The sequence below is a fragment of the Sporosarcina sp. ANT_H38 genome (assembly GCF_008369195.1).
Taxonomy (GTDB): domain Bacteria; phylum Bacillota; class Bacilli; order Bacillales_A; family Planococcaceae; genus Sporosarcina.
The window spans coordinates 1,939,091-1,955,561 of sequence record NZ_VOBC01000001.1; the positions used below are offsets into that span (position 1 = coordinate 1,939,091).

The 16,471-nt window shown below is 40.7% G+C and carries 11 protein-coding genes; 3 read left to right on the top strand and 8 right to left on the bottom strand.

Annotated features, from left to right (window positions below):
- Window positions 1-96: 96 nt before the first annotated feature.
- The 6 genes from FQ087_RS09200 to uvsE all read right to left on the bottom strand — a co-directional run bounded on the left by FQ087_RS09200 (window position 97) and on the right by uvsE (window position 7,655).
- Window positions 97-1,446, bottom strand: coding sequence for an S-layer homology domain-containing protein (locus tag FQ087_RS09200; protein ID WP_149580153.1), 1,350 nt, complete (start codon window positions 1,444-1,446; stop codon window positions 97-99).
- A 240-nt stretch (window positions 1,447-1,686) separates the two neighbouring features.
- On the bottom strand, window positions 1,687-2,760 hold the full coding sequence (locus FQ087_RS09205; RefSeq protein ID WP_149580154.1) for a S26 family signal peptidase: 1,074 nt from the start codon (window positions 2,758-2,760) through the stop codon (window positions 1,687-1,689).
- On the bottom strand, window positions 2,757-3,260 hold the full coding sequence (locus FQ087_RS09210) for a sigma-70 family RNA polymerase sigma factor (RefSeq protein ID WP_149580155.1): 504 nt from the start codon (window positions 3,258-3,260) through the stop codon (window positions 2,757-2,759). Before FQ087_RS09210 ends, FQ087_RS09205 begins: the two co-directional genes overlap by 4 nt.
- Before the next feature lie 20 nt (window positions 3,261-3,280).
- The gene (locus tag FQ087_RS09215) at window positions 3,281-4,552 is read right to left on the bottom strand and encodes a polysaccharide deacetylase family protein (protein WP_149580156.1); all 1,272 of its coding nucleotides are present in this window, start codon (window positions 4,550-4,552) and stop codon (window positions 3,281-3,283) included.
- A 403-nt stretch (window positions 4,553-4,955) separates the two neighbouring features.
- Window positions 4,956-6,464: an S-layer homology domain-containing protein gene (locus FQ087_RS09220; RefSeq protein WP_188006687.1), complete on the bottom strand. Its 1,509-nt coding sequence runs from the start codon at window positions 6,462-6,464 to the stop codon at window positions 4,956-4,958.
- A gap of 225 nt (window positions 6,465-6,689) precedes the next feature.
- On the bottom strand, window positions 6,690-7,655 hold the full coding sequence (gene uvsE / locus FQ087_RS09225; protein ID WP_149580158.1) for a UV DNA damage repair endonuclease UvsE: 966 nt from the start codon (window positions 7,653-7,655) through the stop codon (window positions 6,690-6,692).
- A 966-nt stretch (window positions 7,656-8,621) separates the two neighbouring features.
- Here uvsE and FQ087_RS09230 point away from each other — a divergent pair.
- Both FQ087_RS09230 and FQ087_RS09235 read left to right on the top strand, forming a co-directional pair.
- Window positions 8,622-8,867, top strand: a complete 246-nt coding sequence (locus FQ087_RS09230) for a DUF2651 family protein (protein ID WP_149580159.1) — start codon at window positions 8,622-8,624, stop codon at window positions 8,865-8,867.
- 140 nt (window positions 8,868-9,007) lie between these two features.
- On the top strand, window positions 9,008-9,832 hold the full coding sequence (locus FQ087_RS09235; protein WP_149580160.1) for an aldo/keto reductase: 825 nt from the start codon (window positions 9,008-9,010) through the stop codon (window positions 9,830-9,832).
- Window positions 9,833-9,920: 88 nt separating this feature from the next.
- On the opposite strand, the gene FQ087_RS09240 is transcribed toward FQ087_RS09235, so the two are convergent.
- On the bottom strand, window positions 9,921-12,065 hold the full coding sequence (locus FQ087_RS09240; protein WP_149580826.1) for a transglycosylase domain-containing protein: 2,145 nt from the start codon (window positions 12,063-12,065) through the stop codon (window positions 9,921-9,923).
- 432 nt (window positions 12,066-12,497) lie between these two features.
- Between FQ087_RS09240 and FQ087_RS09245 the strand changes: the two genes are divergently transcribed.
- Complete coding sequence (locus FQ087_RS09245; protein WP_149580161.1) at window positions 12,498-14,597, top strand: methyl-accepting chemotaxis protein; 2,100 nt, start codon at window positions 12,498-12,500, stop codon at window positions 14,595-14,597.
- Between the two features lie 190 nt (window positions 14,598-14,787).
- Here FQ087_RS09245 and FQ087_RS09250 read toward each other — a convergent pair whose 3' ends face one another.
- On the bottom strand, window positions 14,788-16,335 hold the full coding sequence (locus FQ087_RS09250) for an AbgT family transporter (protein ID WP_149580162.1): 1,548 nt from the start codon (window positions 16,333-16,335) through the stop codon (window positions 14,788-14,790).
- Window positions 16,336-16,471: the final 136 nt, after the last annotated feature.

The following is a 16,471-nucleotide window of genomic DNA, read 5'->3' on the forward strand; positions in this document are numbered from 1 at the left end:
TCCCCATTATAAAATCCTGCTTGATAAATTCCCGCACCGATTTTTAAGAGTATGACTAAAAAATCGGGGACAGCCCAGAATAGGGAAGTCTTTTTATCATTTCTTCAACGAATGTTTCTTTCCTTTCGTGTCTGTCACAATCAACTGCGTATCCGTCACTTCCATCCGTTTCCCAAAGATACTCGACAACTTGATTGTTTTTTTATCCAGTAAACTGTACTTGAAGACGCCTTTTTTATTGAAATAATACATCGTGGAGTGGTCATGCAGCACGGAGAGGAATTCTCCGCCCGCTTCGCGATTTCCATGGACATCAAAAAGGTCAAATGTTGCGCGTGCGTCAAAAGTAAATTCCTTCCTCTTATCGCTGCTGCCATCCATCGCTGTGGAATAAAACACTAGCGTACTGTCCTTAAAATCATCCGGAAGAATCGCGCGTGGACCCATATCTGTGTAGAAGATCCGGTCATTCCAAACAAACATATTACTCATCTGGCTCGGCTCTTTCATTTTCACCAAATCTTGTCCATCAATCTTGATCTTCATCACAGCGTAAGCGAATGGCAATTCATCCGCTTCATGAAATCCGCCGCTAGAGTATGGGATGAAAATTTCTTCATTGTAGACAATAAGTCGGGTATTTGAATGCAAGTATAAAGCACTGGAATAATCCCAACTGCTTATCGGTACGTCTTTGTACTTTAATAACACTTCACGTTTGTCGGTTGCCATATTTTTTTTGATAAGTTCAGAATACCCCACCTCATCGCTATCAATGAAATAGGTAAAGCCAACCTGTTCAACGGTTTTCCCTTTCGTGCTGACATATGAACGATAGCTACTGAGCTTCATCTTATCGTCCATGGCACGGACTAAAAATGCCGAAAACTGTGCGCGAGTGACAGAGTCTGATGGCATATATTTGCCGTTCGATCCGCCCGCGACACGCTGTTTTGCGATTCCATTGATGTCCTGATATGCCCAGTGTGACGGTGTGACGTCAATAAATGTTGCTTGCTGGTCGAGCGGCATGTCGAACGCACGACGCAGGATCGCGGCCATTTGTGCGCGAGATGTTTTTTCACCAGGACGCATGTAGCCATTGTCGCCGCGGAGAATTCCTTTTTCATTCACCGTCGCCAGGATCTGATAATACGGTGATTTTTTGGATACGTCTTTGAATGCGACGGAGGTATTTTCCGTCAGTGGAATTTTTAATGCCTTGATGAGCATCGATGCGGCTTGTGACCGGGTGATCGGCTCATTCGGCTTGAATGTGCCATCCGGATAGCCGCCGATAATATTTCGGTCGGATAAATACATGATTTCATTTTTCGCCCAATGCTTACCCGCGTCGGAAAACTGAATGGCAGCCTGTGCTTGGAATGGGGTCGCAGCGAAAATGAGCAGTAGAACCGTCAATACGGCAGTCAGTTTACTTTTCAAAATGATAGAACCTCCTATTTTTTAAAAAACGGTGGCTGTTGGAAACAATCCTTTCCAACAACAACCTTTGATTAATGCCGTTGAGTGGATGGAAAACCAGGTTGGTGTCTTTATATAGTGAGCGGTTGGTTGACGGCTACTTCTTCTGGACAGATAACAACCTGGTTTCCCGAATATGATTGGGTAAATGCCCTTGGATTATGTCCTAAACTTATACCACCCCCCTTTCTGCATCCAATGCTATTCCTGAATGAGCCAATGTTCTGATCCAGTATCCCGCTTCATATAAAATACCCGCTCCGCTACCCCTTCTCGCCCATATTGGTAGTGGATTTCTATCTCATTCTCAGATAGGGGAGTCGCTCCCCGATAAGAGGCCTCTAAAAACAGTTCACCCACTCGGCTAATCTGTGTAAAAGCGGGCGTCTCCAGCAAATTGCCGAAGCCCAACAGAACGTCATATAAATACAAATCAAAATACTGCTCCGGTGTATATTCACCAGTCAACTGTCCCGATAAATAATCCAGATACATCGAATGAGTACGCTCTTCCGTGGCTACGCCTACAACTTCCCCATAAATTTTATGCACAGGGGTAATCGCTGCACCTTGCACCGTTTTACTTGCCGGGAAATGGTTCACTAATAAATATTCCCGCGCATTCAACTTCTGGTCGTAGCCCCCTGCAATCGTGACTCCCTGTTTTTCATAAAGATCCATAATTTCAGATGGCAACGGTTTGCCGTTTATCTTCAGCTTGCCCTTTTCCAGCACGACACGATCCCCTGGGACCGCAATCACTTCGTAATAAGCATCCATATATGTCGGTAAATGGCTTGTCGTATTTGTCATCGTGCGAACAATGTCGCCTGACTCATAGACAACCTCATCGAATAGATCTGCTTTGCGCTCAATGACCGTATGGAATGCATCCGAACTCCCTTTTAATGAAAACTTTTCTTTATCCACATAATACAGACCGTCGACTTGATCAAAATGCGGTAGTGTCGCAAACTCCTCATAATCAACGGTGGACAGCTGCTCACTCTTCTGCAGTGCCGAGATTTGTGCCAAGTCATCCAGTGGATCATATGGGACGCCTGGCCCCTTATTTGAAGAAAGAAAATTCAGAGGGTCAATTGTGAGAATAAGAAACAGTGCAACTACAGGGAGCACCGTCGAGACAAATAGCACTTGCCAAGAAAACTTTTTAACCGGTGGCCGTACACGTTCATGCACACGCTGCTTTATCCGCCTTTCCTGCTTCGATGTATCGCCCATCATTTGATCGAGTTTATGTTTGAAATCACTCAATTGCTCACTACCTCCTCGTCCTCTTCCTCAAAAAATTCCTTTAGCTGCTGTTTTGCCCTTCGTAGCCGTGTTTTCACGGTATTTTCATTCAGCTGCAGATAGCTTGCTATTTCCGCTATAGATTGCTCGTCATAATAAAATAACAGTAAAGGTTCACGGTATTTTAACGGAAGCTGGAAAAGATTTTTTTCAAGTGTGGCCAACTGCTCTTGCTCCAACACTACTTCTTCTGCGCCTTTTGCCGAAGTAAAGATTGTATCGAACAGCACATCTTTTTTATGCTTCCACGAGCGCAAATAATCTTTTGCACGATTGGCTGTCATTTTCGTTAAATATGTCTTTAATGATGCCTCATTGCGAAACTGGTCACTCTTTTGAAAATACGTAACAAATACTTCTTGTACAATATCCTCGGCAGTCGACCAATTCTTCACATATAAATAAGCGATGCGCACTAAATAACGCGAATGCTCATCGATTATTTGATCGATATTACTCATTTACGAACCCACGCCCTCTTCTACGGCCACGTCATGTCCCCCAACACATACGCAACAAATTGCTCAAACGACTTTTTCTCTGTTATTCCGTATCGGCATACTTCATAATTTGAAGTCTTCCTATTTGCATAGCCTTCGGTCGTCGTAAAGCCAATCAGCACCCCGGCCTCTTTAGCCGCCGCGATGAAATCTTCATTATAATGCCCATACGGATAGGCTAATGAAACGGCTGCCGGCACTTGCTCGATATTTTGCTGTAAATCCAAAAGAATCTCTTCTTTTGAACGATCTAACGCAATACCTACACCCGAAACCTTATTAAGTGAATGCAATTCATATGTATGTGCTTCGAACTGAAAAACATCCGCCAGCTTTTCTAAATCTGCAGCTGTAAAAAACTGCAGCGGGCCTTCCGCATCAAACAGCTGCGCTCCCTGCGCCCGACCCGTACGTGAAGAAATAATGTGCTGAAGCGCACTAAACCCGTATTGCTTTAAAATGGGATATGCATATTCCTTCGTCGATAATAACCCGTCGTCGAATGTAATGAGCACTGCTTTGCTCGGTACAACTAGGCGCCCTTCCAAATAATCATAAAGCTGATGTGCCGTCAGCGTCTCGAAATGATGATCTGCCAAGTACCCCATCTGTTGCTCAAACGATTCCAAGGAAATCGTGCTTTCCATTGTACTCATCAACTCACGCGGCAAAACCTGATGGTACAGAAGCACAGGAAGGCCCTCATCCAAAGTAACGGACTGTTTGGAAATATATCCCGGCCGCTCTCCTATTGTAATGGTATACCAATCCTCTTCCTCCCGTACGACCGGATAGCGATAGCCTTCTTCCATCTCCAGTATAACGCTGCTCTGCAAGTCAGCATCCTCGTAAACCGCGGTTTTTTGCAGCGTATGAACAGCAGCCAAACGCTCCGTATGCACAAGTGTCGAAAGCTTCTTTTTTTCAACCGTTGCCTGCCCCTTACGGACAAAAGCTGTCATATTTCCCAATCGAAGCTCATAATACGCCTCATCCTCACCTGTGACAGCGACAGGCTGATTCGACTCCAACACACCAATCTGAGTCAGGGCTGGCCCCTTCATATAAATCGGCTGACGCTCCTCCAATGTCAGCACCTGCTCAAATTCCCTCTTCGTTACAAACCGCTCCCCTTCCTTCCCCTGCGCAAACACTCTTCCTTGCGATTCAAGCAAAATCCATATCGCACCAATACTCATTATAAATACAATCAAGCACACAAGTAACAGCATGTTTCTAGAATTCTTGCCCATCCCTTTACCTCCACTGTCAATTAAGTAACGTACAGACGGAAATTTCCAGAAAAAGTTTCAAAAGTTTTTAAAAAGTTTTTGTGGTGTACTTTAAGGGTAATATCGATTAGATCCAAAATAATAAAATGACAACATAACTCGGAAAATGAACGTTATAAATCTAGGTGGAATAACGACAAGCATTCAGATTGAATTAAACGAAAATACAAAATATAATGGTTGTGAGCTGCCACTCAAGGATGGATTATTTTATTTTGCTTGGAAAAACTTTTGCATTCTATAAATGAAATAAAACCTTTCCAAGTCGGAGTGAATTGGAAAGGTCTTGTTCTTCTATTCTCACTAATTAATTTGCAAATACTTAGTAGTTTTGCACGCAAGTAGCAGTCATGATTCGATTCGATTACATATCCGAATTTATATCATAGATTTGCAATGCGGAAATATTGATGAGCCCATTCATTTCCTGAACAGTGATTTTCATGCCGGTCGTGATGCCCGTTACCGCGTCGCCGGGCTGACCAGTCCTCCAATAAACACTATTATCAAATTCCACTTCGACCGTCCCTACTTTCTTCGCAGTGACGCGGAAAACATTGGTACCGGGATCTCTTGTAATCTCCGCAATCTCGTCAGCATTTTTCGTTACAATTTTATGCTTCCCAATGTTTTCGGCGGCTTCCTTGTCATAGTAATCGTTGTGATCGAACAGTGCTTTCGTATCGAATACGTAGGACGTCTGCTCCCTCAATGTCTTGATGTCATAGTGGAAGTAGGCATGTTCCGGTTTTTTCGCTTCGATGGCGTATCGCACTTCCTTGCCTCCAACTAGACGTGCCTTGGCAATATAGCTACCCGGCTCATCAATGGCCAGGCATACGTTTAGCGTCGCCTCGCATTTCTTGAATGCTGCGTTTTCGTTCGGTAACTTCCCGACCACTGTGGAAACACTGATGTTCTCGACCTTTTCGCCGGCATACACTGCTAGCGGTGCTTCTGTCGGAAGATAGTCATCCGTCTCTTCCAAGGTTAGCTTCAATTCTCCGTTCACTTTTTTGACATGCACATAGTACTTCTTAGCGACATTTTTATAATCGGCAGGTGGATTCCCAATATGCCCGCTCAAGTTAAGCGTGGATGTTCCTTCCTTCAGCGGAACAAGCTGTAGCCTATCTGTCGAATAGCCTGCTTTTCCGTGTACAACGATCGGTTCATAAAAGTCCTGTTCCGTTTTCCATATAACAGAACTTATCCCGTCCATCCCTATATCTTCCGATTCAAGCGACACCATCTCCGGTTTCGATTCTTCAGTCGCTCTCATCATCTTCGCCGCCTGGCCTCTTGTCACGGCCGCGTTGATGCTGAATCGGTCGGGGGATGTCCCGCCCGTGATACCCAGTCTGTAAAGAATTAGGATGCTGGAACCGTGAGACTCGTACTCAACGACGTCCTTGAACGGATTTTTGATGTCGTAGAAACTATTGCGCGGCAGATCGAACGCTTTGACGAGAATCGAGGCCAGCTGCCCCCGTTTGATCGGATCATTCGGCCCGTAGCGACCATCCTCGTAGCCGCCGATAATATTTGCCTCCGCCAGCGCGGCAATCGCTTTATGGTAACCGTTCGATTCCGAGACGTCCTTGAATTTCGGGTTCTCGACATCCGTTAGATCCATTTTCGTCAATTTCGCAATGATTGAGGCTGCTTGACCTCGCGTGATCGGATTGCCCGGCTTGAATGTACCGTCCGGGTATCCTCCAATGATATTGCGTTCAGCAAGTTCATACACCGCTTCTGCAAAATGCTTTGTCGTCGGTACGTCAGAGAATCGCTGATTGCCTGCTGTGACTGTTAAAGGCAAACTGCACATGAGCACCAGTGCGCCAAATGTTGTAAGTAGTTTTTTCTTCAATTGTTGCCATCCTCTCTGTTTCATATGTTTCTATCTTGTAAGCAACGTAAAGACGAGAGATTTCCGGAAAAGTTTCAAAGAAATTTAAAAAGAATTAAAAGACGTACCCTGTGTTCAGTCATTAGTGTGTGGTGCACAGGCAGGCATCGCAAAAAAATCTAAAATGCAAAAGCAGGATTCCCGATACCATCGAGTCCTGCTTTTTATGAAAATCACTTTATACTATTACTTCAAATAAAACGACGACCCATCAATCATCTCAACATCGTCCCTATTTTTAACCTCTTTAATAACGTTAAAAAGAGCATCATCCTTCTTTTTCGCCTCAATCATACAATCGATTTGAGGAACCGAACCTTTGATTTCCTTTAAAAAACTGAAAAACATGTCCACATCCACATAATCTGAATGGTGACGGAATGCGTCCTCACTTTTTGGACTAGAGATATGCATTTTGATTGGGAGGGGCGAGTCCTTCCATGTTGCTACTACACGGTCCCAATTATCTTCCCACTTTTCATGACGATGGTGAGCCTGATGATGATGAAAATCAAATACAAGCGGAATTCCTAACTTTTCACATACATAAAGCGTATCGTCCAGTGTAAATGAAGTATCATCATTTTCGAGCATGATCATCTGTTGAATGTGCTTTGGGAAATCAACCCAATTTGCAACAAATCGGTCCAAAGACTTTTCTGTTTCTTTATAGTTGCCACCGACATGGAGCACACAACGATGAGTAGAATCAATGTTCATTCCCTTTAACAATAAATAATGCATAGTTAAGGTTTTTAATGAATTCTCCAACACCTCTTTTTTAAAGGAATTCAGAACAACAAAATGATCGGGATGAAAATCAATTCTTAGCTGATGTTTTCTAACAAACTCCCCAATTTCGTCCAATTTCTTTTTTAACGGCTCCATATAATTCCAATTAGGAAGTTCTCCATGGTTCGCCAATGGAATCAGTCGAGAGGTTAAGCGATAAAAATGAATTCCATTAAATACATTATGTTTCAGCAATCTATGTGTATTTTCAAGATTAGCCAGCGCAATCCTTTCCAATTTGCGAATCGCCGCCTCACGATCCCCGATCTTTTGGAACTGAGCAAACGTCATTGTTTTGGATGGAGAAGCATTTTTCAGTTCCATACTCATCGCAACATATCCTAGTCGTACAATCGTCATTTTAGCACCTCATCCATCAGTATGAAGCTAATGTGGTGACAGTAGACATTGTTATGCCCTTACGATTAAACTATCCTTCTTGCTTTTCAAATAGATTGCATAGGTAGTATAAGCAGGCAAATCACATCCAAATTTGTGATCCAGTTCATATAGATTCTCTTTTTGTAGATACGAATCCGAAGAAATCCCCACTCATCAAGTATTTGACGAGAAGTGCTATTTGAATGATCTAATTGTATTGGTGCGATGTTAAATAATTAAAATTCGATAATTGTTATAAAAATACAAATGAAATCGTTCTAAACATTGGTTTAACAGACTTTTCATTTTTCATACAATTGCATTCAATTTTCTGAATTGTTCAATGCGGGTACCTGAAATTATGACAAACAGGAAGAGTTGCTTTATGGCAAGCGTGGACTCGTTTTGACACGAAAAAAAGTGAATTTCACACCATTCGCCTACAGAAGCATCCGCAGAGCCATGTTGGTTGAATAAAAAAAAGAAAAATATAGTTGATTCGAACACAACCCCAATGGACAATGAAGCTCTAGAAGAGTTGCTCAAAGTCGCTGATACAGTCGAATTCGAATGGTCTGAGGCAGTTAGACGAAGCATTTGAACATCTGACAGCAGCTGACCGCAATCTCGTTCACTGGCTATTTGTGGAGGGGTTGTCCTTGTCTGAATGCGCAAAAAGGGCCGCTATTTCACTTCCGGGCATTAAAAAACGTCGGCAGAAAATACGCTAGGAAACTGTTCATTTCTTCGGTATAGCCTGCCGCGATGACAATGAATATCGCGCAACGCAGCAAGCAAACAGCTATTTGAAGACGTGCCGCTAATACCATTGACTCTGTGCTTCCATAATATAGTGCAGCTGAGCTTGTAATAAGAGGTTTTCACCTCCCCATTATCAAATTGTTTATTCATAAGTGTAATTGAATTGAAAAGGTGGTTTGGACAATGGAGTTTCAATTCGTGCTCGTAATTTTACCTTTAGCTGTTCTCACAGCTTCAATTATTGGATCGTTCTTTGTTCGGCAATGGTATTTAATACCTTTTGGTGTCTTTGCCGTATTGACTACCTTGACATTCACACTATTTAACTCGTCGTTCTTTATTTGGGTTATCGTATTCACAGTTTTTTCAACAATTGTAAGTTTCGTAATGAGTTTAATTCGAAAAGGAAATCAGGGGTCAGTTGTATGACATTGCATATTGAGAATTACTACATTACGAACTATTTCACAACCTTGCATACAACTTTCACTTCATGCACACTGTTAAAAACCCAATTTTCTAAAATCATATGTTAGACTAGTAAGACAGCATAGAAAGGAAGCGATTTTATGCAATTTAAAACACTAAACAATGGACTTGATATCCCTCAACTTGGCTACGGTGTGTGGAAAATTCCTGATGAAGAAGCAAAAAACGCAGTGGAACAAGCACTGGAAGCTGGCTATCGTTTAATTGATACCGCAAAAATTTATCGAAATGAAGTTGGCGTTGGAAAAGCACTTGCCACTAGCAATGTGCCGCGAGAGGAACTATTCGTTACAACTAAACTTTGGAATGCTGATCAAGGCTACGAAAATACACTAAAAGCATTCGATGAAAGTCTTGAAAAACTGGGTCTCGATTATGTTGATCTTTATTTAATCCATTGGCCAACACCAATGTATGATACGTATGTAGAATCGTACAAGGCATTAGAAACAATTTATAAAGATGGCCGTGCAAAGGCAATTGGCGTGTGTAACTTTGATATCGAGCATCTACAGCGGATCATGAACGAATGTGAAATAATGCCGACCGTGAACCAAGTGGAGTGCCACCCCTATTTACAGCAAGCAGAACTCAAGGAGTTTTGTAAAGAACACGGCATTCTTTTCGAAGCATACAGCCCATTAATGAACGGCACCAAGGTTTTACAAGATCCTGTGATTCAAGAAATTGCACATCAATACGGCAAAACACCAGCGCAAGTCATTCTACGTTGGCATCTACAATCAGATGTCGTTGCCATCCCTAAAACAGTGAATCCTTCACGAATGGACGAAAACTTAAATGTATTTGACTTTGAATTGAGTAATACAGATTTAAATAAGATTGCTTCACTAGAACGTAACGAGCGTCATAATGCAGTGCCTAGCCAATTAAACAACCGTTAATTGCAGACATTGAAAAATAGTATAATCCCTCATTTTCTTGGTATAGAAAATGAGGGATTATTTTAACTTTCATGATTTAATGAGGGTCTTAGTCATTGTCATAGTCTTTGTCTTTGTCTTTGTCTTTGTCTTTGTCTTTGTCTTTGTCTTTGTCTTTGTCTTTGTCCTTCTCCTTCTCCTTTTCCTTCTCTTTTTCCTTTTCCTTTTCCTTTTCCTTTTCCTTTTCCTTCTCCTTTTTCTTTTCTTTGTCTTTCTTGTCCTCTTTATCCTCTTTATCTTGTTTATCTTTCTTCTGCCCGTTGTCTATCTTTATACTTTGTTTCTTTTTCTTCTTTTCAATCAATGATAACTCAAATTCCTTGTTAGGTAATTCACTTATGGATTTGGTTAAGATTTGTTGGAAGATAGTTGTAACAGTGACACCACTAGTTGCTGTCAAGTAATGGTCTTGATCGGTTTTATCATAGCCTAACCAAATTGCACCAACGATATCTGGCGTATATCCAACAAACCAGTGATCTTTTGAACCAGCAATACCAGGGAAAGGTAGTTGTGTAGTACCGGTTTTTCCAGCTACGTTTATTCCGGGTATCTGTGCATTTTTAGCTGTTCCATTTTCTACTACACCTTGTAGCATATACGTCATTTTTTGAGCAACTTCCGGTTCTGTAACTCGAGCAGACTTTTCACTCCACCTTCCAACTATTTTTCCTTCTGCATCCTTTATTTCTGAAATAGCATGAGCTTGCATCATTATTCCATCGTTCGGAAATGTGGAAAAAGCCTGAGCCATTAACAATGGTGACGTTCCTTGGTGTAAGCCCCCTAGTGCTAATCCAAGATTATGATCTTCTTTTTCTAAAGGAATGCCGAACCGCTCAATTGTACTAAAACCCTCTTCAATTCCTATTTCATTTAATAACCAAACTGCAGGTATGTTATAAGAATTAATTAGTGCATCATACATTGTGACTTTTCCGCGGTATCGTTTATCTATATTTTGTGGTTGATAGCCGTCTATATTGATTGGTTCATCAACCAGCATATCGTCAAAGTCATACCCCTGCTCCAACGCTGAAGTGTAAACAGCAAGCGGTTTTAATGCTGATCCCGGTTGCCTTACTAAATTTGTCGCATTATTAAAATGTTTGTACGTATAGTCTCCTCTTCCTCCAACTAACGCGCTAATCCCACCCGTTTTAGGATTAAGAAATACTGACCCACTTTGAATAAGTTGATCTGGCTTGCTAACTGGAAAATTGTTTTCATTCTGATAGACTTCTTCCGTAGCGTCCTGAATAACAGGGTTTAGTTCCGTATAAATGTGAAGTCCACCAGATAACACTTCATTCTCAGTTAACTTGTACATATTTACGGCTTCCTCGATTAGATAGTCAACATAATACGGATATTTCCCTTTATAATCTATCGTCTCTTTATCCGTTAATACAATGGGTTGATCTATTGTTTTTTCAAAATCTTTTTGACTGATGTATCCTTCGCTCTTCATTAATGACAGCACGATATTTCTTCGTTCAACCGCTTTTTCCATGCTCTTATAAGGTGATAAATTAGATGGGGCTTTGACTAGTCCCGCTAATGTAGCTGATTCATTTAATGTTAGTTCACTAACATCTTTACCAAAATAGACTTGTGTTGCTCGTTGAATCCCCCATGCGCCCTCACCAAAATAGATTTGGTTTAAATAACGTTCCATGATTTCATCTTTTGAGTACTTTCTCTCAATTTTCTTTGTGAATATAAGTTCTTTGAATTTACGCGTATAAGTGCGTTCCGTTGTTAGAAATACATTTTTCGAAAGTTGTTGAGTAATCGTACTACCCCCAGCTACAACTTCACCTTTAACTAGATTTTGTACTAATGCTTTTGTAATACCAAAGTAGTTAATACCGTTATGCTTATAAAAATGTTGGTCCTCTGTAGCGACAAAAGCTTCAATGAGTTCTGTCGGAATTTGATCTAGACTTACTCCTTCAATCTTTGAGTTAGAAACTTTACTAGCAACCTCACCATTTATATCATAAATATATGTAGGTTTTGGTTGTACAATATCTAATTTACTTACATCGCTAAACGATATTAAAATAGTAAATACGAATAATCCAAATAAGATAAAACTTATGAAGACTACTACTAGTCGATTGATGAGTTTTTTTGATTTAAACCAACCTTTTATACTGCTTAATCGTGTCTGTTTTTCCCTACGTTCCATTCTACTCAAACTAATACCACCTTCTATATTGCTGTAAAAAATAATGAAGCTATAATTTCCACATTTTTCTTGACTATGCATGCCTAACACTCAACACTAAACTAACTCCAATACGATATCAATAGTTTTATTGTCGCATTCCGTGTCAGTAATTGGGGACGAGGTATGTTGTATATAAGAATGAATGTACCAACTAAGCCAAGGCGTTCAAAACGAAATAGCCGAAGCAGAGTTATTTGCAATGATAGTCACTCACTCTTTTATGTTTTCATTTATTGATATGATAATTCAAACTTTCACAATATCGACATGTAAAAGCATGACTTTTTACTCATTATTTCTAAAATAGCAAGCATAAAGAAACAAAATACTAGTCACTATTGCTATAATCATAAAGTAATATATACGAGTTACCGAAAGGATTGGAAAAGAATGAAAAGTATTACGTGGAAGTTATCTTGTTTAATAATTGGATTATTCTTACTATTGTTCGTTTCATATAGTCTGCTTACCAATGTAAACATTCATAGACAGACTGTTGAGAACGCTGAGAAGCTCTCGGCAAGTAACACAGAAAAAGTTGCCGGGAAGTTAAATGAACAACTCGACAAAACAAATATAGTATTACGTACAACAAAAGGGGTTTTTGAAACTCTTCAAGCAAATAGACAATTGACATCTAATGAAGTGCTAAACATAATGAACAGAAACTTCAAAAATAATTCCCAAGTTTTTGGAATGACAGTCGTACTTGAAAAAGGGGTGCTGTCAGCCGAAGATGTCAAAAACTCGAAATTTGTGGATGACCGTGGTCGATTTGCCTCTTATTCATTCCTGGGTGAAAATGGAATTATGACCATTAAGGCGGGAGGATTCGATACCGAGGGAGCAGGTGATTGGTACCTGGTTCCGAAAAATAAAAAGACTGCTTTCTTACAGGAACCACAGGAAATGGACTTTAACGGAACAAAGATCTTGATGTCCACACTAGCAATTCCGCTTGTTTCGGAGTCAGGTGAATTCCTAGGCGTAATCGCTGCTGGGTTATCAATGGATTTCCTAAACGAGCTGGTGGAGGAGATAAAACCGGATGGCGGTTATGCTTCAATCATCACGGATGAAGGTAAATTGATCGCCAATAGTTTAAAAGAGGAAATGAATGGTTCCAACATGAAAGATGCAATCGATTGGGAGCAGGTCAAAGATATATTGAATGAGAACAAAGCGACGTCACTATACGTGAACTCGAAAAGTTATGGAGAACAAGCATTCAATACGTTTGCTCCCTTACAGATGGAAGAAGTTGCCGAAGTTTGGAGCGTTCAGACAGTATTACCTCGCACCAAGATTTTGGAACCTTTTTCTAAAATCATTATCTTCACCATTTTTTCAGCCCTTGTAATGACTGTGATCATGTCTGCAGTGACTGCTTTTTTCATCTTCAAGCAACTTAAGCCACTTGCACGACTGCAGAAATCAATGGAGAAAGCCGCCAACGGAGATTTGACAGAAACAGTTGATGAGAAATATATCAAGGAAGATGAGATTGGTGGAGTGACAGCATCCTATAACAATATGTTAGAGCAGACAAGCCTAGCGATTTCTTCCGTCAAGGAAGCATCTATGCGCCTGAAAGATTCGTCAGATCGTGTACACAACGCTTTTGAAGAAGTCATCGCATCCAGTCAGGAAGTTTCTGTAGCAACAGAGGAAATTGCCCAAGGCGCATCCACACAATCGGAAGATGCCGAAGAAACGAGCAAGCGCATGGAAGAACTTGCAGTTCAGATCAACGAACTTGCGATACTTTCAGGAAGTATGGGAGATCTTTCACGTCAAACAGTTGAATCGACAGAACAAGGAATGCATGAAGTCGAAAAGCTTCGCGAACACAATGCGAATGCCAATGTCATGAACAGTCAAGTACAGAAGCAAATCAATGCACTAACCAATAAAATAACCGGCATCAACCAAGTAATTGTCTCAATTCAGGAAATCACTGCCCAGACCAACTTGTTAGCACTTAACGCAAGCATAGAAGCAGCTCGAGCAGGCGAACACGGTAAAGGATTTGCAGTCGTTGCGGATGAAGTGCGGAAGCTTGCAGAACAATCCAGCAGAGAAACTGAAGTAATCAAAAAGACCGTCCAAGAAATACTGGATGAAACAAAATCTACAGTAGCCGTTATTAGTAGAAATGCGGAATCTATGGAGGGCCAGAGCCACTCTGTTAGCAGCACAGAACAATCATTCAAGCATAATTGGACTTTAACCGAACAGATGAATCAATCAATAATTGAACTTACTTCCAATCTAAATGAGATGGTTGTACACAAAGACCAAGCGCTACTAGCCATACAAAACGTTTCTGCAGTTTCCGAAGAAACAGCCGCATCAGCGGAACAGGTCAGTGCATCCTCCATTTCCCAACAAAAAGAACTGGAAAATGTAGCAGATTCCACGACTCAAATGAACCGTATCGTAAGCGAGCTCGATGAAATAGTAAAACGTTTTAACGTTGATAAACAGTAAATATACACAGCTTTTTACATTTTTCGTACAATCAAAATACCATCTATTGATTCCTATAGACAGAGAAAGCTTCATCTAAGCTAGCCAACATCATAAGTTCTGGTGGAGATTCCAAATATAATACTAAAAAGCACATCACTCAATGGAGTCGATGTGCTTTTTAAATGGCATTTCAGTATATCCTCATTGCTTACTTAGTTTTCAAAAACAATTCCCCTTCTGGTCCAAGTGGAATCCCCAGTAAATACCAACCTATGAACAAAAGAATCCACATAATCGCAAAGGCAATGGAATACGGTAACAGCGACGTCATGAATGTACCAATTCCCATCTTCGGATCGTACTTTTTCGCAAAAGTTAAGGCAATGGCAAAATAGGCAAGCATTGGCGTAACCGGATTTGTAATAGAATCCCCAATCCGATATGCCATTTGCGTCAAAGCTGGACTATAGCCTAAAATCATAAACATTGGTACGAACACTGGAGCTAGAATAGCCCACTTAGCTGAAGCACTCGCGATTAGGAAGTTAATAAGCGCCGCCACAATAATAAAGCCGATTAAAAGTGGAAGGCCTGTCAATCCGATTGCTTTTAACGTTTCCGCACCTTTAATGGCAACAACTGGACCTAAATTACTCCAATTAAAGTAGGCAATCATCTGTGCCGCTACGAATGCGATGACGATATACATCCCCATACTAGCCATGGATTTAGATAAATGATCCGCAAAATCTTTCGAGTTGTTAATGACTTTAACAACTTTCCCATAAATAATTGACGGTACTAGAAACAACAACATCATTAATGGCACAATACTGTCCATTAATGGCGAAACCGTTAACGAACCAGTTTCTGGGTGCCTAAACAATCCATCTTCAGGAATGGAAAGACTAAGGACAATAATTGCCATTACAGCAACAGAAATTCCTGCCCATAGCAAACCCTTTTTTTCTGCGCTGGTTACTTCATCCAACTTCACAATTTTCCCTTCATATTTGCCAAGTCGCGGTTCTACGATTTTAGTTGTGACGAAAACCGCTGTCGGGACTAACACAAAAGTCGAAGCAATTAAGAAATAATAGTTCATGGCTGGATTCGCAATGAACCCGGGATCAATCATCTGAGCACCCGTCTGCGTAAAGCCAGCAAGTAGCGGATCCAAAACACTCAATATTAAATTCGCACTAAATCCCCCTGCAACAGATGCATAGGCTGCAGCTAAACCAGCAATAGGATGTCGACCTAAAGCAATAAATATCATTGCAACAATCGGAGGTAAGACAACCATTGCTGCATCTGCAGCTGCGTTCCCAACAATCGCTACTAAAACAATAGTCGGAAGAATTAGTTTTTTAGGTGCATTTAAAATCGTAGTCTTCATAACAGTCCCAATTAGGCCTGTTGATTCTGCAAGGCCAACACCTAGCATAACTACAAGTACCAGCCCTAGCGGAGGAAAACTTGTAAAGTTTGATACAAGATTCGTCAGTATTTTAATAATACCTTCTCCGTTTAGTAAATTAACGACTGTAATTACTTCGCCGTTACCTGGGTTTACTGCTGTTGTTCCAAGTAGCGAAAAAATTGTAGAACAAACTAAAATAAGGCCTGCGATATACACAAATAACATTACCGGGTCAGGTAATTTGTTTCCATATCTTTCGATAAAATCTAAAAACTTATTAAAGAAACTACGCTTTGATCCGTTTTGTTCTTCTGTAATTTTGGGTGAAGTCATTTTCATCCTCCTTTATCGCATTTTTCAGTACATACTTAATGATATGCCTACTAGTATATTACTATATTTAAGATTGTTGTCGAACTAATATAAATAATTAAACATTATTGAAATCAAACGAAAAGTAACCAGTAAA